Source organism: Spiroplasma endosymbiont of Villa modesta (genome assembly GCF_964030925.1).
Lineage (GTDB): Bacteria > Bacillota_I > Bacilli_A > Mycoplasmatales > VBWQ01 > Spiroplasma_E.
Genome location: NZ_OZ034992.1, coordinates 1,342,226 through 1,362,946, shown reverse-complemented (window position 1 = coordinate 1,362,946; position 20,721 = coordinate 1,342,226). Strand labels below are relative to the sequence as shown.

The window sequence follows — 20,721 nt, the reverse complement described above, 5'->3', positions numbered from 1 at the left end:
TTTTATTCTCCTTTTATAAATTTAAATTGCATATTTCCTACTGTATCTCTATTATTACCAACTATAATTAAATATCCAGTTTGATTATTTTCTAATATTCATGAATAAAAAATATCTTGTGGATATAATTTTGGATATAAATTTAATGCTAATAAATAACATAAAGCATCTTCTTTATTTTTTAATAATCCAACTGTTGGACATTTTATTTCTTTTGGACTTTTTTCATTATAAAATCATTCAGTTCTAATATTTCTCATTATTTCACATCCTTTTATTCTCAATCAAATTCATTAAAACTATCTTGTATTATTCGCATATATTCTTTATCATTATTTTTTCTGGCTTCTAATCATTGTTCCATTAATCATTTTGCTAAATCTCATTTAGTCATTATTTCACATCCTTTTCTTCATCACACATATCACATTCTCCAAAATAATAATATTCTACGTTATAATATATATAATGTTTGCATGGTTTTAAATTATCTTTATTCATTAATCAAAGTCTCCATTTTCTATTTTTTTAATAAGTTCTTGACGTATTATTAAATTCATTGAAATAATTATTTGTTTTTCCCAATTATCAGTTTCCATAAATAAATTTTTTAAATATTTAAGTAATTTTTCTTTATTCATTATTCAAAATCTCCTAATTTTAATCTAAATATTAATTCAATACTTACATCTTCATGTTCACATTTATTCATTATCAAATTCTCCATTTTCTATAAATTCAAGTACTTTATAATAAGCAGTAAGTTTACCTGCTTCTTTTAAAGAATCACATAAACAAATACTAATTTGTTTATTTAATCAAATAATTAATTTTTGTTTATATTCGTTTTTATATTCATCAATAATATCTTCAGTAGTAATTTCCATTATTTATTCTCCTTATTAAACTTCAAAATTTTCTATTATTTCTTCTTCTTTTTCTAATTCTTTTAATTTAGATAAAGTAGAATTTATATCAGTATTATCAATATTATTATTTGAATTAATAATTTTAACTTCATCACCAGTATTATCTTTATAAGCAATTGTTTCTTCATCAATTACTACACTTTGGTCTAATTGAAGTGCTAAATTAATATCATCTTGATTATTTAATACTATAATTGGTGTTTTATTAATTTCACGAATTAATGCTTTTACAACTGTTTTTAATGCCATTTGGTCAAAACTAGTATTTCAAGGACTATCTTCACGCTTAGTTTTACTAAATTTTTTTCTTCATTCTTGACATTCTTCAACAGTCATTCCTTTATAAAAATTATTAATTTTTCCATTTTTATCTAAAAGTGAAATATAACAATAATAACCAATTGTATTAATAGTTTTTCTTTCAAAAATTAATGCTGGATTTATTTCTCATTTATTATTTTCTTGATTAAATTTATGTGCAGTTGTTATTTTTTCTCTTTGAAAATCAACTACTAATCCAGTTCTTTGTAATAATGTTAATCAACCATCTTCTTGAATTTGAACTTGTAATTCATCACCATAAGGAATTAATGCTAATTCTTTTTTAATAGGATTAATTGAAAGATTTAATTTGTATAAATTAAATAAAGCATTAAATAAACTTTGTTGATTCATATTTCTTAAATCTTTACTAGAATTTCTAATCATTTCATAATAATTTCTAAATTTTAATAATTCTTCTTTATTACTTTTAATAAAATTAGGAATTTTTAATTCATTTTTACTATTATTACTCATTATTTTCTTCTCCTTTTTTATTTAATAATTCTAAAATTTCATCTAATTTTTTATTAATTTTTCCTATATGTTTTAATAAAATTAAAATTGATTTATCCATACCAGAACTTTTCTTATCCATAATTTTCTCCTATCATTTTTTAATTGTTTTAAATCTATTATCTAAATGTATTTCAATATTTTTACTAGGATTAACTATTAAATGACTATTAATTTCAATTCAATTATTTAGATTACTATCTAATTTTTTAGGTAACTTATCAAATTCAATTGAATTACAAGAATAAATAGTTTTTTCTTTAATTGTTTTTTCATTAATCATTTTTATTTCTTCTTAATCATTCTTTAATATTATTTTTCAAAATATTTAATTCTTTAATTTGACCTCTTAAAACATCTAATTCTCATAAATTTAATTGATTTAAATTAATTTCTTCAATTTGATATTCTAAAAATTCAATTCTAGCATTAAGATTTTTAACTAATAATTCATTAAAATTACATTTTTTATTTTTACAATATTCCAATTTATATTCCATTTTTATTTTCTCCTTTAAATAAATAATCTGCTTTTGCTATTAATCATTCATCTATTAATTCCTCTGTTATTTCAATTACTATTTCTTTTTGAATATTTTTATTAGTTAAATAAATATATGTAATATTTGATATATCCCTTTGATTTTTAAATAGCAAACAATAATAAGCCGTTAATTGTAATTTAATTCTTTTTAATTTATCTTCATCAATACAAGCATATGTTTTATAATCAACTAAATAATATTTATTTTCTTTTTTATCTAAATAAACTAAATCTGGTGTTCCTGCAATTAAATTATCATTAATAGGTTTTTCAATAATAAATTCATAATTATTTTTATCTTTAAATTTTTCTTTTAAAAAAATAAGTGATTTTTTACAATAAGAATAATTTATATTATTAGTTACTGGTTTTAATTTTTTTAATAAATTATTAATAATATTTTCTTGATTAATATTTTGTAAATATAATTCATTAAGTTTATGAACTCATTTACCACGAACTGAAGCATTTTTTAATACTTCTGGTGATATATGACTATATCCAAATCCTAAATAATTATCAATAATTCTAGAAACTGAAATTAATTCTTTATCTTCTAAAAAATATTGATGTGTTTCTTTTTTAAAAATTAATTTACTCATATTTATTTCTACCTATTAATATTCAAAAACATTTATTACATAATCTATTACCAAAAGAAGATTGTTTTCTACATTTATCACAAGAACCAACCATTCTATATTCTCTATATTCCATAAATATTTTTCCTTTCATTAATTTTTACTTATAGTAATTAATAAAACTATTAATCCAATTAAAGTTGAAATTGAAAAAATAATTATTCTTATTTTCAAGAACTTTTTTTGATGTTCTTTTGCTATTTTTATTTTTTCTTTTATTATTTTCTTTTCTAATTCTTTCTCATCTATTTCTTCTTCCATTTTTAATTCCTTTCATTAATTAAGTTTTTTATTTATCATGTCTGATTCTTCTTTTGAAATATAAACTTCCAATACTAATATTTCATAATGTGTAATAAAAGCATTTTCTAATAAATGATGTTTATAATTTCTATGAAAATTATTAGCATCTATAAAAGTACAAAAAACTTTATATTTTGTTTCATCTGTATAATTAACTTTGTATTTTACTAAATAAATGTATGACATATTTATTTTTCTCCTTTATTTTTGTTATTGTGTTATGATATTGTTAATGAGGTATGTATTTATATATAAACCCCCTATTTTTTTAAATAATACAAATGTAATTATTAATATAGATTAATGGGTTATTTACTGAGCCATAATAAGGCTATTCAAATTAATCTATAATTACATTAAGCGATATACTGTTACTTTCTAATTTGCTTAACATTAGAATCCTTTTATGCTGATAGAAGAATAGGTCTATAACCAACAGTAATTTATTTTTCTTCCGACAGGGTATTAAGTTTTAATCTTTTAACAAAAAAAGAACGATAGTTATATCGTTCTTTGTTATTTCTAAATCTATCTATTAAATTAATGCGCCCCTAACAATGAAAAAAATTCCTTTTTTTGTGTTTTTGGGTTATAATGTGTACAAATACGTCGTTTATAATTTAATAAACCTTTTTTTGCTTTTAATTTTCTTTTTCTAAATCTATATGATTTATATTCAGATTTATCACATATACTTCATAAATAATCATCTATTTTTGCAAATAATTCTTCTGTTTGTTTTAAACTTAATTCATCTTGATTAAAATCATGTTTTTCTCAATCAAAATGATTAGGGAATGGTAATTTTATCATTTTTAATTTTCCTTTCTTTTTAATAATTTAATTTTAACTTATATATGTTAAGTAAGGAGTAAAATATGGCTTTTATTAGTAGTTATGCACAACTGAATAAAAAATATAATCTTAATTTTAGTGATAATAATTATGGTTTTAGTTGAGATATTTTTAAACAATTTGTTGGTGATGAATGAGCAGAATATTTTACTACTAATTGTTTTTATCGTTTTATACCAACTGCACGTGGAATAAGAAAAACTTGAAACTGTTTAGCATTTGATTTGTTTATATGTTGTAATTTTAGTGATAGTAGTGTTCAAGAAGTAAGAAGATATGAAAATACTCATAGTGAAACTACAATTGGTGCTTTAATGAATGTTTGTCAAGTTTTATTAGATACATATAATATTAATTTATTACCTAATAATCCACATGGAATTAAATGAAAAATAACTAAGGATGGTGGTTGTATTATTTTTCCTAATAATCAACAAATTGACTTTATTGGTTATGCTAATGGTAATAAAATTTTTGGAAAAGAAGCAGGTGGTTCAAGTTTTTTAGGTTCAAGAACAGATGAAATAATCATGGCAGAAGAAAAAGAAACATTAACTGAAAAACAATTAACATATCGATATGAACGTTTACAAAACTCTATGTTTAGAAGTAATCGTATTAAAGTCTCAAATGAACCAATTAAAGAATGAAATTGAACTTTTATTGATAAAAATATATATAGCCCTACTTTTGAAAAAAAGATTACTCGTTATTTTTATAAAAACTTTTTTATGACTTTTACATGCAATCCTTATGATAAATATCATCCATTTTATTTAAAATACTGTACTCCATTTTTGCCATTAAATGATGAAATAACGAAAAATCTTAAAAAAATTGGCAAAGTTTATTATGAAAATAAAGACATGTTTAGTGGTTTAGGATTATTTATTTTAAGATTTACTATTCAACCATTTTGAAAAAAATTACCTGAAATTCAACAAAGAAAATTATTAGAAATGGAAAAAAGTAATCCTGATGAATTTAATACTGTTTTTTATGGTTTTGAATTTTTAGATAGTGATGCAACAATTTTTCCATTTCAAAAAACAGTAAAATATTGACAACCATATGATTTAAAACAATTTTATAATCAAGAAAAAGATATGTATAAATTTGATTTTTATAGTGTTGGTGTTGATTGAGCAACTGGACATAAAGACCATACTGTATTTATGGTAGTTGGATTTAAAGAATATAATAATAGTGGTTATTATGATGCTTATATTATTTGTGAATTAGTAGTTACTCCAAATGATTTTATAAATGAAAATGAAAAAATTAATGCTTATGTTAATGAAATTTTAGGATTAATGGATAATTTTGAAAATTTTGAACAAGCGATTTATTTTTATGATGATAAAGCACGAACAGCAATGGATTGATTAAATCAAAAATTAATAGATGAACATAATACTATTTTAATAACACAAACTGCTATTAAACATGCTTCAAATTTAAATCAAGAAGCAGGATTAACTAATAGAGTAGTTTGAATGAGAAATATTATGAGTTATGGAAACTTTTATGCTAATAAAGATGATTTACCAAAAACTACTCAATGTTTAGAAGAATTACGTTATGATGAAACAAAAACTAACATTCCAGACAAGAATATGTATCAAGATCCATATGATGCTTTGTTTTATGCACTGTATCCATATAAAAATGTAATTAGGGGTAAAAATAACGCTACTGTGAAAAAAAGCATCTTCACATTTGCTATATAATAAACAATTTCAATACAATTAATAGTATAGGTATCACAAAATAAACACCTTTAATTTAGTAGTTATTTTTCGTTTAAAATCATACTTGTAAAAATAATCAAAAATAGTACAATTTAAAAGTAAAATCAAGGAAAAAAGGAGTAAATTAAACATGAATGAACAAATTAAAGATATTCAAAATAAAATAAATGAATTAGAAGAAAATAAAAAATTATTAAAACATAGTATGAATCCATTTAATGAAAATTTTAATATTAATAGAGAAACTACATTAATGAAAATTAATTCTATTGATGAAGAAATTTTAAAATTTCAACAAGATTTAGAAAAAATACTTACTACGAGTGATTTTGATATAAATAGTATAAATTCAGAACAATTTATTGAAATACAATATGGAAAAAAATGTTGCCCATCATGTACAATTTTATAAAATTTAAAAAAGGAGAAAAATTAAAATGAAAGCATGAATAAAAACAAATTTAAGTAAAATAACATTAGCATTAGCACTAACTGGTGCTACAACTGGAACAATAGGATTAATCATGGGGGGTGCTTACCTATAATCTTAGTGGACTTAAATATTATTTAAATTCACATAAAGAACCTATAATGGGTATTCAAACTATTTGAACAACTAATCCTAATGATACCTTAAAAGAAGATTATAAATTTGAGTTATATTTTGCAGATGCCACTTAGCCCTTTTTACTAGACCATTAATTTAAAAAACCTGAATGTATTCTAAAAACAATTGTGTTATATAATTAACACTAATTTTAACCTGAAAGGATTTTTATTAATGGATAAAATTAAACAAATAGCATTAGTAATTAACAAATTAAATATCAAAGAAAAAATTAAAATTATTGATGATTGTAAAAATCAATATTCAATTAGAAACCTATGTCAATATCTTCAATTAAACAGATCAACATATTACTTTTTAAAAAATAAACAAAAACCTATTAAAAAAGAAGAAAATCATATTATTAAATGCAATCATAAATATCAAAAAATATGCCAACTTTTAATCGAATTTCATTCTACAAGAAAAGGCAGAATTTATGGATATTTAAGAATTTTTTCAGCTTTTAAAGAGTGATTAAAACAAGAAAAAAATATCATTTTAAATATAGAATTATCAATAAAACAAATGCGAAAAATTATGAAAGAACACAATATTCAAGGATTAAAACAAACTAAAAATAACTATCCTAAAAACAAAAAAAATCCAAATAAGTGAATACCTACAATGGATAAAGTAAACAAAGATTATAAAAGTACAACCTCTTCAAATCAAATTTGATCAATGGACACTAAACAAATAAATACTAAAGAAGGATGATTATATCTTTTTGTAATTATTGATTTTTATTCAAATAATGTTGTTAGTTATAATATTGCTCCTAATAAATCATATCAGGATTTAATTCTTCCTGCTCTTGAAAAAATCAACAAACAATTTTCTTGAAATCAAGTAAAAAATGTTATTTTACATTCAGATAACGCCAACGAATTTTATTGTCAGGATATCACAAAATGAGCAGAGGATAAACAAATAATTTTAAGCAAAAAACAACCTTATGATATTGGTGGTAATGTATTATCTGAAAACTGATTTTCTCATTTATCTCAAGAATGACTACCTAAAGGATCAAATCAATATTTATCCATCAATGAAGCTATAAATGATGTAAATCAATATGTTATGTTTTATAATTATGAAAGAATACATTCTAAATTTCTAAAACCACCAATTTTACAAATTAAAATTTAGAATTTTATATCAAAAATGGTCCAGTAATTAAGGGCCAACCACCGATAAACCAAAAACTAGACAATTTGATACATCTTATCAAAATTGATACTATAGCACAGATATAAAATGAGATGGTAGATATCCTGATGGATATTTTATTAAATAATTAAATTTCTAGATTTATATAAGAAATATTTTCATTATATTTATCAAATAAATTAATATTATTTAAACTTATTTCTTGTTTATCAGTTATTAAAATTAAGTCATAATTACCAACACCAAATATTCCACTAATTTCAATCCTATTTAAGTTATTAATAGGATTTTCTATTTGTAATTCAAATTCACTATTATTATCAATTTTTAAAATTTCTTTATAAAATTCCAGTTTAGAAAATAATTCTGATTTATTTGAACCATATAAATTTAAAGCATTTTCAATTTTATTATTACTAATAATTGCTCTTGTAAAATACTTACCATATTCACCATTTGCTAATGTTCAATCTGCTGGGATTAATGATGGAATATTATTACTTTCTAATTCATTAGTTATAGATAATCAGTTAAATTGATTATCATCTAGTTTAAATAATTTATTTTGACTAATATCATTATTTTTGAATTTAATATTATTAATATCTGTAAAATCAAAATATTCAGATTTTAATATAACTTTTACATCTTTATATTTTCAAATTTTATTTTCATTAGGATGTATTGGACTCGATTTTAATTCAAAATAATAGGGTAACAGAATTTTATTATCATCATTTAAACCTTTATTAATTGCTAATGATGAATAAATATATTTTGATAACATTATAAATACTTGCTTAAATATTTGCATTTGTGGTAAATTTACATAATTTGGATAATCTAATTCTCATTGTTTAAATAAATTCGTAATTACTTCATCAGGTTTTTGTCCTTCAAATTTTGCACGTAATTTAGCAATACCATTTAATGGTTTACCATTTTTATCATCATATGTAGCACCTTCAAAATTTCTATTATAGTTATATGTATAACTTAGCATATCTAATAATAGTCGTTGTAAACTATCAATTTTTGGTGAAACTTTAATTTCAATTTCAATATCATCAAATTTATCATATGTACCACGAAGTCAAAAAAACCACTTTCACCAGGAAAAGTTCAAACTTCTTTATCTTTTAATTCTTTTTTCTTTTTTAATGGTCACTGACCATTTCAAAAAGTACCAGATTCAAAACCTAATCAAGCGTGTGTAACTCTTGCATTTTTAATTATTTCTTTTCTTGTTTCTTTACCACCACTAATAGCAATTAAATCTAAAACTGATTTTTCTTGTCCAATAAATTGTTTTGCTAAATTTCAAGGTAATATTTGTTCACTGGACATATTCCGTAATTAAATTTAATTAATTGTCAATAAAATTGTTTTAAAACTATTTAGTGTTATTGAATATAGAAATAAATATTTTTTGAAAAAATAGTTTAAAAAATGAGTTTACATTTTAAACAAAAAATTGTTAATAATATTTTTATATTAACTCGATAAAAATTTAAATTTTAAAAAAATATTTTTAATATTTTTTTTATTTTAATGGTTTTATTTTATTAAAAATTTCACAAAGTAAGTTAAATCTTAAGTACATAAGTCTAAATTTAGATTTTCTACATTTATTTACTAAAATTTTGAATCTTTTCAATTAAGCAAAGACATGTTCAACTTTAATTCTAATTTTAGATACAATCTTATTGTATTTTCTTTCTTGTTTAGTTAATTTTTTATTTTTAGTTCTTTTAATTGGTATTATTGTATTTTTATAAATATTTTGTATACCTTGATATCCTAAATCACCAATAATTATTGTTTTTTCTGAAAATTCAAGATTTGAATTTTTTAATATTTGAAAATCATGCACTTTACCATTATTAGCAAAAATATCAACAATTTTTTTATTAAAAAAATCATATACAATTTGAAATTTTATAGAATACATTCAACTTTTACCAGAAAAATATTCTAACTGTAGTTTTTTTTAGTTGGTCTTTCAATTTCAATCTCAGTTGAATCAATTAAATAAAATTGAAATTCATTTGAATTTTCTTGTTTTTTATCAATTTTTAATTTATATCTTTCTTTTAAAAATTGGTAATCTTTGTGGTTACTAAGTTTATTTTCTACTCAAGTAATATTTTGAAAACAACTTGATGGGCTCATTTTAGATTTAATACTCATTTGAAAAAAAAAGTATAATATTCTTTTCAGTATAATAAAGTCATCATTAATCTTTCTTCTACTGAAAGTTTATTTTTTCGACCTTTATTTTTTTCTAATTTTTCTATTTCAATTAATTTTTCTAACATTTCATTAAAATGAAAACGTTTTATACCAAAATATCTGTAAAATTCTTCATTTTTTAATTTTTTTAAATTTTCAAAAATCATTTTTATCAACACTTTTCTAAATTTATTGTTAATAACAAAATTATAAAATAAATTTTAAAATTATTAATTGACTTTTAAAAAATTTAATTACGGAATATGTCTTTATATTCATTAATTATTTCTTTTTTAAAATCTTCTTTTAATTTTTCTATATTATTTAAATGTTCTTCTGTTATTTCTTGATTACGTTTTTTATTATATTTATTAATAATTTCTTGGTCTTTATAAGAAAATATTTTTTGTTTATTCATATTTATATCTCCTACTTAATCTAACATTTAAAATACAGTCATAACAAATTGCTTTATTATTTTTGTCTCTTAAAAAGTTTTGTCTTGTTTTTATATCATTAGTATTAAAGAATAAATAATCTAATTTATGTTGTTTACAAGTTCAACAAAAATACTTTTTTTGCATAATTAATCACTTCTACATCAATTACAAACATATCCATATGGGTTTGTATAATCTAAATGTTCAGCAATATCATAATCATCTTCAAATTTTCTAATATTATGTTGTTCTGATTCTAATTCTGTTTTAAAATAATAAAGCATTTGGATTTTGTCATCTTTATATAATTCATTACATTCAACACATCTTTTTCTTCTTTTTTTAATTTTTTTATCAATCTTTCTTAGTGCTTCATAATCAAGAATTTCTATTGCCATAATAATCCTTTCCTAATATGTTCTGTTGCTTCTAGCATAAAGAACATATATTTTGATTTTTAGATTATTAATACTATTCGTTTTATTCATTTCATGAAAGCTGGGCTCAAAAATAAATTGTGAAATTTTAAAAAGAAATCGAGGCATTCGATTCAATATTTATTTAATTTATGTTTAATAAATTAATATTTTAATTGAACCGGCACCGCTCAATTTTTTTTAAAAGTTTGAAATTTATTTTCTCGCCCAAAAAAATTTTCAAAAAAAATAAAAAATAAAACCAACACTTGCTCACTGGGGGGTGGCAAGGTTGGTTAAATAAAGAATAGAATTAATACAATAGGTCCCTACAACAGGTCTATATATACTAGTTTCCAATTCGCTCCCACCCCAAGAATTACCATTAATGGTTAGTATATTTTATTAGGTATCACTCCACTTTTTATTTATCCATGCAAGTCCACATGCTAGCTACTATTTTTAACAACTGTGTTGTAGTTCACTGTTTTAATTCCCTAACACGTGTTGATAATAGTATTAAAGAGGGTTATTAAAAATTTTAAAATTTTACAATTACACAAAAAAAGACAAGATTTTTATTCTCGTCTTTTGTCATTTATTTTTAATTTAAGGATTTAAAAAAGAAAGGAGCTATTTTTAAAACTTTTTAGTTATCGACATCTTCGACACGCTCCCAAAAATTTTAATAATTTTAATTTTAAAAAAATAATGCTTTTTTATGATAATTAGGTTGACAATAATTATGGCATGTTGTACTATTGTTATTGTCCCAAAAATAAATGGGTTACAAACTAGAAAAAACGATCTTTGAAAACTAAATAGAACAAGAATTAATCCGTCAATTTTTTATTAAAAATTAAATAAGTCAGACATCATCTTTTAACAAAAACAATTTTATTGAGAGTTTGATCCTGGCTCAGGATTAACGCTGGCGGCATGCCTAATACATGCAAGTCGAACGAAAGTAGCAATACTTTAGTGGCGAACGGGTGAGTAACACGTATCTAACCTACCATTTAGTGGGGAATAACTGTTGGAAACGACAGCTAATACCACATATGTTATTTATTTGCAATGATAAATAATGAAAGGAGCATTTGCTTCGCTAATTGATGGGGATGCGGCGCATTAACTAGTTGGTAAGGTAATGGCTTACCAAGGTAACGATGCGTAGCCGATCTGAGAGGATGAACGGCCACATTGGGACTGAGACACGGCCCAAACTTCTACGGAAGGCAGCAGTAGGGAATTTTTCACAATGGGCGAAAGCCTGATGGAGCAATGCCGCGTGACTGATGAAGGTCTTCGGATTGTAAAGGTCTGTTGTAAGGGAAGAAGTGCTAGAATAGGAAATGATTTTAGTATCGACCATACCTTACCAGAAAGCCACGGCTAACTATGTGCCAGCAGCCGCGGTAATACATAGGTGGCAAGCGTTATCCGGATTTATTGGGCGTAAAGCGTGCGTAGACGGTTTTGCAAGTCTGAGGTTAAATTTAGGGGCTCAACCCCTAACCGCCTTGGAAACTACATTACTAGAGTATAGGAGAGGTTAGTGGAATTTCATGTGTAGCGGTGGAATGCGTAGATATATGAAGGAACACCAGTGGCGAAGGCGGCTAACTGGCCTATTACTGACGTTGTGGCACGAAAGCGTGGGGAGCAAATAGGATTAGATACCCTAGTAGTCCACGCCGTAAACGATGAGTACTAAGTGTTGCCATGAGGCAGTGCTGTAGCTAACGCATTAAGTACTCCGCCTGAGTAGTATGCTCGCAAGAGTGAAACTCAAAGGAATTGACGGGGACCCGCACAAGCGGTGGAGCATGTGGTTTAATTCGAAGCAACGCGAAGAACCTTACCAGGTCTTGACATACCTTGCGAAGCTATAGAGATATAGTAGAGGTTAACAAGGATACAGGTGGTGCATGGTTGTCGTCAGTTCGTGTCGTGAGATGTTTGGTTAAGTTCAGCAACGAACGCAACCCTTGTCCTTAGTTGCCAGCATTAAGTTGGGGACTCTAAGGAGACTGCTAGTGTAAGTTAGAGGAAGGTGGGGACGACGTCAAATCATCATGCCCCTTATGACCTGGGCTACACACGTGCTACAATGGCTGATACAAAGAGTCGCTAAACCGCGAGGTCAAGCAAATCTCAAAAAGTCAGTCTCAGTCCGGATTGAAGTCTGCAACTCGACTTCATGAAGTCGGAATCGCTAGTAATCGCGAATCAGCAATGTCGCGGTGAATACGTTCTCGGGTCTTGTACACACCGCCCGTCAAACCACGAGAGTTGGCAATGCCAGAAGTCGGTGTCCTAACCGTAAGGAGGGAGCTGCCAAAGGCAGGGTTGATGATTGGGGTTAAGTCGTAACAAGGTATCCCTACCGGAAGGTGGGGATGGATCACCTCCTTTCTATGGAGTTTAGTTTCTAATAAGAAACCAAGACAACAAGAAAAAATAGATGGATGATTTATTGGATTACTTCTTTTGTTCTGTTTAGTTTTCAGGGATTGTTTTCTCTGAGCAATTGTTCTTTAAAAACTGGATAATAGACATCTTTTAAAAAAAATAAGATAATTTTTATCTTGCAATAGGATATTCTAAAAATAAATTATTAAGAGCGTATGGTGGATGCCTTGGAATTGGAAGACGATGAAGGACGCGATTACCTGCGATAAGCTTCGGGGAGCTGGAAATAAGCTTTGATCCGGAGATGTCCGAATGGGGAAACCCACTATCTTTAATCAGATAGTACTGTACAATGAATTCATAGTTGTGCAGAGTGATACCTAGAGAATTGAAACATCTTAGTACCTAGAGGAAAAGAAAGCGAATGCGATTCCCTTAGTAGCGGCGAGCGAAAAGGGAGCAGCCTAAACCAGTCGTCAGACTGGGGTTATAGGACTGTCTATTAGGTTCGACCTATGAAGAGTTACAAAATTTATATATAGCAGAAGTTGTTGGGAAGCAACGCCATAGATGGTGAAAGCCCAGTATGCGAAATGTATAAATCTCTTGACAGTATCCTGAGTACGGCGAGGCACGTGGAACCTTGTCGGAATTTGCGCAGACCACTGCGTAAGGCTAAATACTAACCAATTACCGATAGTGAACCAGTACCGTGAGGGAAAGGTGAAAAGTACCCCGAGAGGGGAGTGAAATAGTTTCTGAAACCATATGCTTACAACAAGTCGGAGCCCGTTAATGGGTGACGGAGTGCCTTTTGTAGAATGAGCCGGCGAGTTACGATTACATGCAAGGTTAAGTTGAAAAGACGGAGCCGAAGTGAAAGCGAGCCTGAATAGGGCGTTTAGTATGTGGTCGTAGACCCGAAACCAGGTGATCTAGCCATGAGCAGGTTGAAGTTAATGTAACAGTTAATGGAGGACCGAACCAACGTTCGTTGAAAAGACCGTGGATGACTTGTGGCTAGCGGTGAAATTCCAATCGAACCTGGAGATAGCTGGTTCTCCCCGATATAGTTTTAGGACTAGCGTCAGAATTAGTGCAATGGAGGTAAAGCTCTGAATGTATGATGGCCCCACCTCGGGGTACTGAATGCAATTAAACTGCGAATGCCATTGTTACATATCTGGCAGTCAGTCTATGGGTGATAAGGTCCATGGACGTGAGGGAAACAGCCCAGATCATCAGCTAAGGTCCCCAAATCAATGCTAAGTGGAAAACGATGTGGAATTGTTCAGACAGCTAGGAGGTTGGCTTAGAAGCAGCCATCCTTTAAAGAGTGCGTAACAGCTCACTAGTCGAATGATTCTGCGCGGAAAATGTACCGGGGCTAAGCATTGTACCGAAGCTATGGGTCTATATATATGTTTACATATATTGTGGGCGGTAGGGGAGCGTTCTAATCTGCGACGAAGTTAGACCGGAAGGACTAGTGGAGCGTTTAGAAGTGAGAATGCCGGCGTGAGTAACGATTGAAGGTGAGAATCCTTCATGCCGATTGACCAAGGTTTCCTGGGCTAGGTTCGTCCACCCAGGGTTAGTCAGGACCTAAGGCGAGGCCGAAAGGCGTAGTCGATGGATAACAGGTTGATATTCCTGTACCACCATGGTGACTGATGGAATGACGGAGAAGGCTAAAATGTCCCAGTGATTGGTAGTGCTGGGCTAAGTACAAAGAGGGTTGTGTAGGCAAATCCGCACAGCGTTAACCTTGAAATACGATGGGGAGTGAACGGTTCGCTTAGTAACGAAGCATTTGATGCCATACTTCCAAGAAAAGTTTCTAAAGACATCACCATGGTGCCTGTACCGAGAACGGACACACGTGGTCAAGGAGAATATCCTAAGGCAAGCGAGATAACTATAGCTAAGGAACTCTGCAAAATAACCCCGTAAGTTAGCGAGAAGGGGAGCTCATAGCAATATGAGTCGCAGTGAAGAGGTCCGGGCGACTGTTTAGCAAAAACACAGCTCTCTGCTAAGTCGTAAGACGATGTATAGGGGGTGACGCCTGCCCAGTGCTGGAAGGTTAAAGAGATTTGTTAGCGTAAGCGAAGCTTTGAACTGAAGCCCCAGTGAACGGCGGCCGTAACTATAACGGTCCTAAGGTAGCGAAATTCCTTGTCAGGTAAGTTCTGACCCGCACGAAAGGCGTAACGATCCGGACGCTGTCTCGGCTATAGACTCGGTGAAATCTTAGTACCTGTGAAGATGCAGGTTACCCGCGATTAGACGGAAAGACCCCGTGGAGCTTTACTACAACTTGATATTGAATTTTGGTGTAGTTTGTACAGCATAGGTGGGAGACGTTGATATGCAGACGCTAGTAGGCATGGAGTCACCATTGGGATACCACCCTTGCTATATTGAAATTCTAACTTGAGACCATAATCTGGTCTAAGGACAGTGTCTGGTGGATAGTTTGACTGGGGCGGTCGCCTCCTAAAAAGTAACGGAGGCGCCCAAAGGTACCCTCAATATGAATGGAAATCATATGTAGAGCGCAAAGGTAAAAGGGTGCTTGACTGCGAGACATACAAGTCGAGCAGGAACGAAAGTTGGGCTTAGTGATCCGGCGGTGCTGTGTGGAAAGGCCGTCGCTCAACGGATAAAAGTTACCCCGGGGATAACAGGCTAATCTCTCCCAATAGTTCATATAGACGGGGAGGTTTGGCACCTCGATGTCGGCTCATCGCATCCTGGAGGTGTAGTCGCTTCCAAGGGTTGGGCTGTTCGCCCATTAAAGCGGTACGCGAGCTGGGTTCAGAACGTCGTGAGACAGTTTGGTCCCTATCTGTCGTGGGCGCAAGAAATTTGAGGAAAGCTGTTCCTAGTACGAGAGGACCGGAATGGACCTACCTCTGGTGCACCAGTTGTCACGCCAGTGGCACAGCTGGGTAGCTATGTAGGGCATGAATAAGCGCTGAAAGCATCTAAGCGCGAAGTCAGTTCCAAGATGAGATTTCTCATTCGAAAGAAGTAAGATCCCTTGAATACTACAAGGTTGATAGGTCAGGTGTGTAAGCATAGTGATATGTTCAGCTTACTGATACTAATAGATCGAGGATTTATTGAAGAATATATTCTCTATTGCAAATCAAAAGTAATCAAATTTAAAGATGTCTGTTTCTAGTTTTTAGGGAGCAATTGCTAAACTATTTGGTGTCCATGGCGGAGTGGTCACACCTGTTCCCATCTCGAACACAGCAGTTAAGCACTCCAGCGGCGAAAATACCAGCAATGGGAAAATAGCACGATGCCAAATTTTTTTTATTGTGTTAATATTTAATTTAAAATTTAAATTTTTTTTATGTTAAGATTGAGAATATTAAAATGTAAAAAAGATTTTAAGAAAAAAGGAGAAAAAATGGATAAGGTTGAAAAGAAATTAGATAAAAAATTATACATTGGATCTAAAATTGGATTCATAACAAATATTATAAGTATTATTTGAAGTGTAATTATTACAATTATTTTAGCTACAGCAAGTAGTGTTATTTTTAACAGTTTTACAAAATATGATCACACACTTCATTAACATCAGGAGTTAGTACAATATTTATTGTTGGATTGATTTTTGGACTTTTAATTGCTATTGGGTTTTCAATTGCAATAATTATCATGTGCAATAACGTTTTAAAAGGAAATGCTAATAGTGGTTTAGCTGTTGGAATTGGGTGGTTGGCCCTTAATTACTGGACCATTTTTGATATAAAATTCTAAATTTTAATTTGTAAAATTGGTGGTTTTAGAAATTTAGAATGTATTCTTTCATAATTATAAAAGGGAGATTGTCAAAAATCCGGAATAAATTAATTCATATAGTCTTATTATTATGTTAGACAAGAAATAATTAGGATTTTTATGAAATTGTATTTAAATAATATAATTTTTTTAACTTAAATGCAACTAAAATACTTATTTTTAAAAATTACTAAAAAATTAAAAAATAAATTTAATATTTATACACAACAAAAATTCTTATTAAAACACATTTAATAAGTTTTATTCTATTTTGATTTTTAAAAAAAAGTTAAATTTTAATTTATAATAATTGTATCTCTGTATTTATCTTATTACATTTAAAAATAACCATTTTAATATAAATTGAAATATTATAAGTTCTATTACCAAGCATTTCTTTTAAAACATGTCAAATATTAGTTTCAGTAAAGCAACCAATATTTCATTTTGCACCTTGATTTTCAATACCTTGTTTATTATTTTTAAAATATTTTTTCTTTAATTTTTTATGATTATCTAATTCTTTATATAAATAATCAATTAATTGTTCATATTGACCATTATTAATTAAATTTTTACAGTAATTATATTCTTTTAAATATTTTCCTTTATTTCCCGCCATTATACCAAGATATAATGTTCTAATTAAATGGAATTTATCTAAAACAAACTGTGCACCTAAATAATCAGCAACTTCTTTAATTCATCCTGCACTATCACCACAAATAATAATTTTTGCTTGTTCAATGTTTTCATAAAATTTTTGACAATGTTCTTTAACAAATTCAGCAGTTTTTTAACGCCAATTGCTGTTTTTGTTGGTCTTATAATTGCCTTTACTCTTTTATTTTGTACTTTATGATTAATATTATCTGTATATGTTACTATTAATCGCATAGAATGTTTTGTACCTTTACGTTTAAAATTTCAAAATTTTCGGTGACCATCATCAATAGCAACAAAAATAGGCTGATTTTTTTCTAACTTTACTTTTACTGGATTTGCTTCAATTACTTCTAAATTTTTAAAAACTCTATGAATAGAACTAAGACTAATATTTGCTTTTTTTATAATGGTGGTTGGCCCTTAATTACTGGACCATTTTTGATATAAAATTCTAAATTTTAATTTGTAAAATTGGTGGTTTTAGAAATTTAGAATGTATTCTTTCATAATTATAAAACATAACATATTGATTTACATCATTTATAGCTTCATTGATGGATAAATATTGATTTGATCCTTTAGGTAGTCATTCTTGAGATAAATGAGAAAATCAGTTTTCAGATAATACATTACCACCAATATCATAAGGTTGTTTTTTGCTTAAAATTATTTGTTTATCCTCTGCTCATTTTGTGATATCCTGACAATAAAATTCGTTGGCGTTATCTGAATGTAAAATAACATTTTTTACTTGATTTCAAGAAAATTGTTTGTTGATTTTTTCAAGAGCAGGAAGAATTAAATCCTGATATGATTTATTAGGAGCAATATTATAACTAACAACATTATTTGAATAAAAATCAATAATTACAAAAAGATATAATCATCCTTCTTTAGTATTTATTTGTTTAGTGTCCATTGATCAAATTTGATTTGAAGAGGTTGTACTTTTATAATCTTTGTTTACTTTATCCATTGTAGGTATTCACTTATTTGGATTTTTTTTGTTTTTAAGATAGTTATTTTTAGTTTGTTTTAATCCTTGAATATTGTGTTCTTTCATAATTTTTCGCATTTGTTTTATTGATAATTCTATATTTAAAATGATATTTTTTTCTTGTTTTAATCACTCTTTAAAAGCTGAAAAAATTCTGGTGGCAAGTGGCAAGTTACTAATCCATGTATAGTTTTTCTCATTCGATATTGATAATCAACAATTTTATATTTCTTTTTATCTCTTGTATTTTTTATTCTTCAATCTATTTTTTCTCATTTATTTGTTATATGTTTTAAAACTAATTTATCAATTTTTGCATTTTGTTCTCTAAAATTTCATTTATAATTAAAATTCAAATTTACTTCTCCTAACTATTTTAAAAAAATCAAAATTTATTGTAAATAATTTAAAATATTAATTTACTTGTTTATTATATAAATATATAAGTGTAATTTAAAATTAAATAAAAAAACCACTTTCATATTTAAAATATAATAAACAATTTCAATATAATTAATAGTATAGGTCTCATAAAATAAACGCCTTTAATTTAGGCGTTATTTTGCATTTAAAAGCATACTTGTAAAAATAATCAAAAATAGTACAATTTAAAAGTAAAATCAAGGAAAAAAGGAGTAATTTAATATGAAAAAAATTATGACAACGATTTTATATCTTGCATCAATACCATCATTTTCTATAAGCACTTATCGATGTTCATTAACAGGACATACTATTCAATGTAATGATGGTACTTGAACTAATAATCATGGTAAAGGTGCATGTTCATGCCATGGCGGAATAAAAAAAATAAAATTAAGGAGTAATTAAATATGAGTGAACAAAATACAGAATTACATTACGCTAAAAACATAGCAAAACAAAGAAAAACACAACGAAATATATTTATTAGTTTATTTTCATTTATGACAGTATTATTTATTATTTCAGCAACTGCCTTAGGTCTTGCATGTAAAGACGGAAGACAAAAATTAAGTTTTTATTTAGGACATGACTATACAGCCTACTGGGGGGCTGGGACAACAATATGGTCTCATAAATATACGAATGATGATAAACACAAAATAGAGTTATATTTTTCTATTAAACCAGAAAAAAATAGTGATGACATAAAATGAGATGGAATTTATCCAGATGGATATTTTGATAAGTAAATTTCTAAATTTATATAAGAAATATTTTCATTATATTTATCAAATAAATTAATATTAGTTAAATTTATTTCTTGTTTATCTACTATTAAAATCAAATCATAATTACCAGCACCAAAAATACCACTAATTTCAATCCGATTTAAGTTATTAATCGGATTTTCAATTTGTAATTCGAATTCAATATCATTATCAATTTGTGAAATTTCTTTATAAAATTCTAACTTAGAAAATAATTGTGATTTATTTGAACCATATAAATTTAAAGCATTTAAAATGTTTGTTTTATCAATAATTGCTCTTGTAAAATATTTTCCATATTCACCATTTCCTAATGTTCAATCAGCAGGAATTAATGATGGTATATTATTACTTTCTAATTCATTTGTTATGGATAATCAGTTAAATTGATTATCATCTAATTTAAATAATTCATTTTGACTAATATCATTATTTTTTAATTTAATGTTATTAACATTTGTAAAATCAAAATATGCAGATTTTAATATTACTTTTACATCCTTATACTGTCAAATTTTATCTTTGGTTGCATGTATTGGACTTGATTTTAATTCAAAGTAATATGGTAATAAAATTTTATTATCATCATTTAATCCTTTATTTATCGATAAAGATGAATAAATATATTTTGATAACATAATAAATACTTGTTTAAATATTTGCATTTGTGGTAAATTTACATAATTTGGATAATCTAATTCTCATTGTTTAAATAAATTAGTAATTACTTCATCGGGTTTTTGTCCTTCAAATTTTGCACGTAAAATTGCTATATCATTTAATGGTTTTCCATTTTTATCATTATATGTAGCACCTTCAAAATTTCTATTGTAGTTATATGTATAACTTAGCATATCTAATAATAATTGTTGTAAACTATCAATTGGTGGTTTGTCACTTATTTCAAGTTCAACATCATCA

31 protein-coding genes and 3 rRNA genes are annotated in these 20,721 nt (G+C 27.1%); 10 read left to right on the top strand and 24 right to left on the bottom strand.

Annotated elements, in window-relative coordinates:
• Nucleotides 1–2 precede the first annotated feature (2 nt).
• The 13 genes from AAHM89_RS08765 to AAHM89_RS08705 all read right to left on the bottom strand — a co-directional run bounded on the left by AAHM89_RS08765 (nucleotide 3) and on the right by AAHM89_RS08705 (nucleotide 4,067).
• A complete protein-coding gene (locus AAHM89_RS08765; RefSeq protein ID WP_342266089.1) occupies nucleotides 3–260 on the bottom strand; it encodes a hypothetical protein in 258 nt (85 codons plus the stop codon).
• Nucleotides 261–274: 14 nt separating this feature from the next.
• Nucleotides 275–430, bottom strand: a complete 156-nt coding sequence (locus AAHM89_RS08760) for a hypothetical protein (RefSeq protein ID WP_342266088.1) — start codon at nucleotides 428–430, stop codon at nucleotides 275–277.
• Nucleotides 431–500: 70 nt separating this feature from the next.
• Nucleotides 501–641, bottom strand: coding sequence for a hypothetical protein (locus tag AAHM89_RS08755; protein ID WP_342266087.1), 141 nt, complete (start codon nucleotides 639–641; stop codon nucleotides 501–503).
• Between the two features lie 63 nt (nucleotides 642–704).
• Complete coding sequence (locus AAHM89_RS08750; protein WP_342266086.1) at nucleotides 705–887, bottom strand: hypothetical protein; 183 nt, start codon at nucleotides 885–887, stop codon at nucleotides 705–707.
• A gap of 15 nt (nucleotides 888–902) precedes the next feature.
• Nucleotides 903–1,727: a RecT family recombinase gene (locus AAHM89_RS08745; protein WP_342265891.1), complete on the bottom strand. Its 825-nt coding sequence runs from the start codon at nucleotides 1,725–1,727 to the stop codon at nucleotides 903–905.
• Complete coding sequence (locus AAHM89_RS08740) at nucleotides 1,720–1,848, bottom strand: hypothetical protein (RefSeq protein WP_255495922.1); 129 nt, start codon at nucleotides 1,846–1,848, stop codon at nucleotides 1,720–1,722. Before AAHM89_RS08740 ends, AAHM89_RS08745 begins: the two co-directional genes overlap by 8 nt.
• A 9-nt stretch (nucleotides 1,849–1,857) precedes the next feature.
• Nucleotides 1,858–2,049: a hypothetical protein gene (locus AAHM89_RS08735; RefSeq protein ID WP_338977522.1), complete on the bottom strand. Its 192-nt coding sequence runs from the start codon at nucleotides 2,047–2,049 to the stop codon at nucleotides 1,858–1,860.
• Nucleotides 2,042–2,266 carry a hypothetical protein gene (locus AAHM89_RS08730; RefSeq protein ID WP_174480767.1) on the bottom strand — a complete coding sequence of 75 codons (225 nt, stop codon included), beginning with the start codon at nucleotides 2,264–2,266 and terminating at the stop codon, nucleotides 2,042–2,044. Before AAHM89_RS08730 ends, AAHM89_RS08735 begins: the two co-directional genes overlap by 8 nt.
• Nucleotides 2,256–2,912 carry a PD-(D/E)XK nuclease family protein gene (locus AAHM89_RS08725; protein WP_342266085.1) on the bottom strand — a complete coding sequence of 219 codons (657 nt, stop codon included), beginning with the start codon at nucleotides 2,910–2,912 and terminating at the stop codon, nucleotides 2,256–2,258. The genes AAHM89_RS08730 and AAHM89_RS08725 overlap by 11 nt, the downstream gene beginning before the upstream one ends.
• A complete protein-coding gene (locus AAHM89_RS08720) occupies nucleotides 2,905–3,027 on the bottom strand; it encodes a hypothetical protein (protein ID WP_342266084.1) in 123 nt (40 codons plus the stop codon). Before AAHM89_RS08720 ends, AAHM89_RS08725 begins: the two co-directional genes overlap by 8 nt.
• A gap of 17 nt (nucleotides 3,028–3,044) precedes the next feature.
• On the bottom strand, nucleotides 3,045–3,212 hold the full coding sequence (locus AAHM89_RS08715; protein ID WP_342266083.1) for a hypothetical protein: 168 nt from the start codon (nucleotides 3,210–3,212) through the stop codon (nucleotides 3,045–3,047).
• Nucleotides 3,213–3,227: 15 nt separating this feature from the next.
• A complete protein-coding gene (locus AAHM89_RS08710; protein WP_174480025.1) occupies nucleotides 3,228–3,440 on the bottom strand; it encodes a hypothetical protein in 213 nt (70 codons plus the stop codon).
• 354 nt (nucleotides 3,441–3,794) lie between these two features.
• Nucleotides 3,795–4,067 carry a hypothetical protein gene (locus AAHM89_RS08705; RefSeq protein WP_342266082.1) on the bottom strand — a complete coding sequence of 91 codons (273 nt, stop codon included), beginning with the start codon at nucleotides 4,065–4,067 and terminating at the stop codon, nucleotides 3,795–3,797.
• Nucleotides 4,068–4,132: 65 nt separating this feature from the next.
• Between AAHM89_RS08705 and AAHM89_RS08700 the strand changes: the two genes are divergently transcribed.
• The 4 genes from AAHM89_RS08700 (at nucleotide 4,133) to AAHM89_RS08685 (ending at nucleotide 7,619) form a co-directional block, all read left to right on the top strand.
• Nucleotides 4,133–5,839, top strand: coding sequence for a hypothetical protein (locus tag AAHM89_RS08700; RefSeq protein ID WP_342266081.1), 1,707 nt, complete (start codon nucleotides 4,133–4,135; stop codon nucleotides 5,837–5,839).
• 151 nt (nucleotides 5,840–5,990) lie between these two features.
• Nucleotides 5,991–6,272, top strand: a complete 282-nt coding sequence (locus AAHM89_RS08695) for a hypothetical protein (protein WP_342265946.1) — start codon at nucleotides 5,991–5,993, stop codon at nucleotides 6,270–6,272.
• Between the two features lie 119 nt (nucleotides 6,273–6,391).
• Entirely contained in the window at nucleotides 6,392–6,541 is a 150-nt protein-coding gene (locus tag AAHM89_RS08690; protein WP_342266080.1) for a hypothetical protein, read from the top strand.
• 100 nt (nucleotides 6,542–6,641) lie between these two features.
• Nucleotides 6,642–7,619 (top strand): IS3 family transposase, encoded by a 978-nt coding sequence (locus tag AAHM89_RS08685; protein WP_342265776.1) that lies wholly within the window; start codon nucleotides 6,642–6,644, stop codon nucleotides 7,617–7,619.
• A 148-nt stretch (nucleotides 7,620–7,767) separates the two neighbouring features.
• Here the strand turns inward: AAHM89_RS08685 and AAHM89_RS08680 are convergent, their stop codons facing one another.
• The 7 genes from AAHM89_RS08680 to AAHM89_RS08650 all read right to left on the bottom strand — a co-directional run bounded on the left by AAHM89_RS08680 (nucleotide 7,768) and on the right by AAHM89_RS08650 (nucleotide 10,710).
• Nucleotides 7,768–8,643, bottom strand: a complete 876-nt coding sequence (locus AAHM89_RS08680) for a hypothetical protein (RefSeq protein WP_342266079.1) — start codon at nucleotides 8,641–8,643, stop codon at nucleotides 7,768–7,770.
• 2 nt (nucleotides 8,644–8,645) lie between these two features.
• Entirely contained in the window at nucleotides 8,646–8,987 is a 342-nt protein-coding gene (locus tag AAHM89_RS08675) for a hypothetical protein (RefSeq protein WP_342266078.1), read from the bottom strand.
• Nucleotides 8,988–9,297: 310 nt separating this feature from the next.
• Nucleotides 9,298–9,591 (bottom strand): transposase family protein, encoded by a 294-nt coding sequence (locus AAHM89_RS08670; protein ID WP_342266077.1) that lies wholly within the window; start codon nucleotides 9,589–9,591, stop codon nucleotides 9,298–9,300.
• Nucleotides 9,592–9,614: 23 nt separating this feature from the next.
• The gene (locus tag AAHM89_RS08665) at nucleotides 9,615–9,830 is read right to left on the bottom strand and encodes a hypothetical protein (protein WP_342266076.1); all 216 of its coding nucleotides are present in this window, start codon (nucleotides 9,828–9,830) and stop codon (nucleotides 9,615–9,617) included.
• Entirely contained in the window at nucleotides 9,773–10,039 is a 267-nt protein-coding gene (locus tag AAHM89_RS08660) for a hypothetical protein (protein WP_342266075.1), read from the bottom strand. Before AAHM89_RS08660 ends, AAHM89_RS08665 begins: the two co-directional genes overlap by 58 nt.
• Before the next feature lie 83 nt (nucleotides 10,040–10,122).
• Nucleotides 10,123–10,290, bottom strand: a complete 168-nt coding sequence (locus tag AAHM89_RS08655) for a hypothetical protein (protein WP_342266074.1) — start codon at nucleotides 10,288–10,290, stop codon at nucleotides 10,123–10,125.
• Between the two features lie 168 nt (nucleotides 10,291–10,458).
• A complete protein-coding gene (locus tag AAHM89_RS08650; RefSeq protein WP_342266073.1) occupies nucleotides 10,459–10,710 on the bottom strand; it encodes a hypothetical protein in 252 nt (83 codons plus the stop codon).
• Nucleotides 10,711–11,624: 914 nt separating this feature from the next.
• Between AAHM89_RS08650 and AAHM89_RS08645 the strand changes: the two genes are divergently transcribed.
• The 5 genes from AAHM89_RS08645 to AAHM89_RS08625 all read left to right on the top strand — a co-directional run bounded on the left by AAHM89_RS08645 (nucleotide 11,625) and on the right by AAHM89_RS08625 (nucleotide 16,923).
• Nucleotides 11,625–13,146 (top strand): 16S ribosomal RNA (locus AAHM89_RS08645).
• A gap of 192 nt (nucleotides 13,147–13,338) precedes the next feature.
• A 23S ribosomal RNA gene (locus tag AAHM89_RS08640) occupies nucleotides 13,339–16,276 on the top strand.
• Between the two features lie 82 nt (nucleotides 16,277–16,358).
• Nucleotides 16,359–16,465 (top strand): 5S ribosomal RNA (gene rrf / locus AAHM89_RS08635).
• The 16S, 23S and 5S rRNA genes sit together here, the layout of an rRNA operon.
• Before the next feature lie 102 nt (nucleotides 16,466–16,567).
• A complete protein-coding gene (locus AAHM89_RS08630; protein ID WP_342266072.1) occupies nucleotides 16,568–16,738 on the top strand; it encodes a hypothetical protein in 171 nt (56 codons plus the stop codon).
• A gap of 32 nt (nucleotides 16,739–16,770) precedes the next feature.
• Nucleotides 16,771–16,923, top strand: coding sequence for a hypothetical protein (locus tag AAHM89_RS08625; RefSeq protein WP_342266071.1), 153 nt, complete (start codon nucleotides 16,771–16,773; stop codon nucleotides 16,921–16,923).
• Between the two features lie 322 nt (nucleotides 16,924–17,245).
• Here AAHM89_RS08625 and AAHM89_RS08620 read toward each other — a convergent pair whose 3' ends face one another.
• From AAHM89_RS08620 to AAHM89_RS08610, 3 genes are all read right to left on the bottom strand, one after another.
• A complete protein-coding gene (locus AAHM89_RS08620; RefSeq protein ID WP_342266070.1) occupies nucleotides 17,246–17,566 on the bottom strand; it encodes a hypothetical protein in 321 nt (106 codons plus the stop codon).
• A 495-nt stretch (nucleotides 17,567–18,061) separates the two neighbouring features.
• Nucleotides 18,062–18,778: a DDE-type integrase/transposase/recombinase gene (locus AAHM89_RS08615; protein WP_342266069.1), complete on the bottom strand. Its 717-nt coding sequence runs from the start codon at nucleotides 18,776–18,778 to the stop codon at nucleotides 18,062–18,064.
• Entirely contained in the window at nucleotides 18,733–18,963 is a 231-nt protein-coding gene (locus AAHM89_RS08610; protein ID WP_342266068.1) for a hypothetical protein, read from the bottom strand. The genes AAHM89_RS08615 and AAHM89_RS08610 overlap by 46 nt, the downstream gene beginning before the upstream one ends.
• A 477-nt stretch (nucleotides 18,964–19,440) precedes the next feature.
• Here AAHM89_RS08610 and AAHM89_RS08605 point away from each other — a divergent pair, with 477 nt between their 5' ends.
• Nucleotides 19,441–19,782 carry a hypothetical protein gene (locus AAHM89_RS08605; protein ID WP_342266067.1) on the top strand — a complete coding sequence of 114 codons (342 nt, stop codon included), beginning with the start codon at nucleotides 19,441–19,443 and terminating at the stop codon, nucleotides 19,780–19,782.
• On the opposite strand, the gene AAHM89_RS08600 is transcribed toward AAHM89_RS08605, so the two are convergent.
• Nucleotides 19,755–20,654, bottom strand: a complete 900-nt coding sequence (locus tag AAHM89_RS08600; RefSeq protein ID WP_342266066.1) for a hypothetical protein — start codon at nucleotides 20,652–20,654, stop codon at nucleotides 19,755–19,757. The two genes, AAHM89_RS08605 and AAHM89_RS08600, sit on opposite strands and share 28 nt — an antisense overlap.
• Nucleotides 20,655–20,721: the final 67 nt, after the last annotated feature.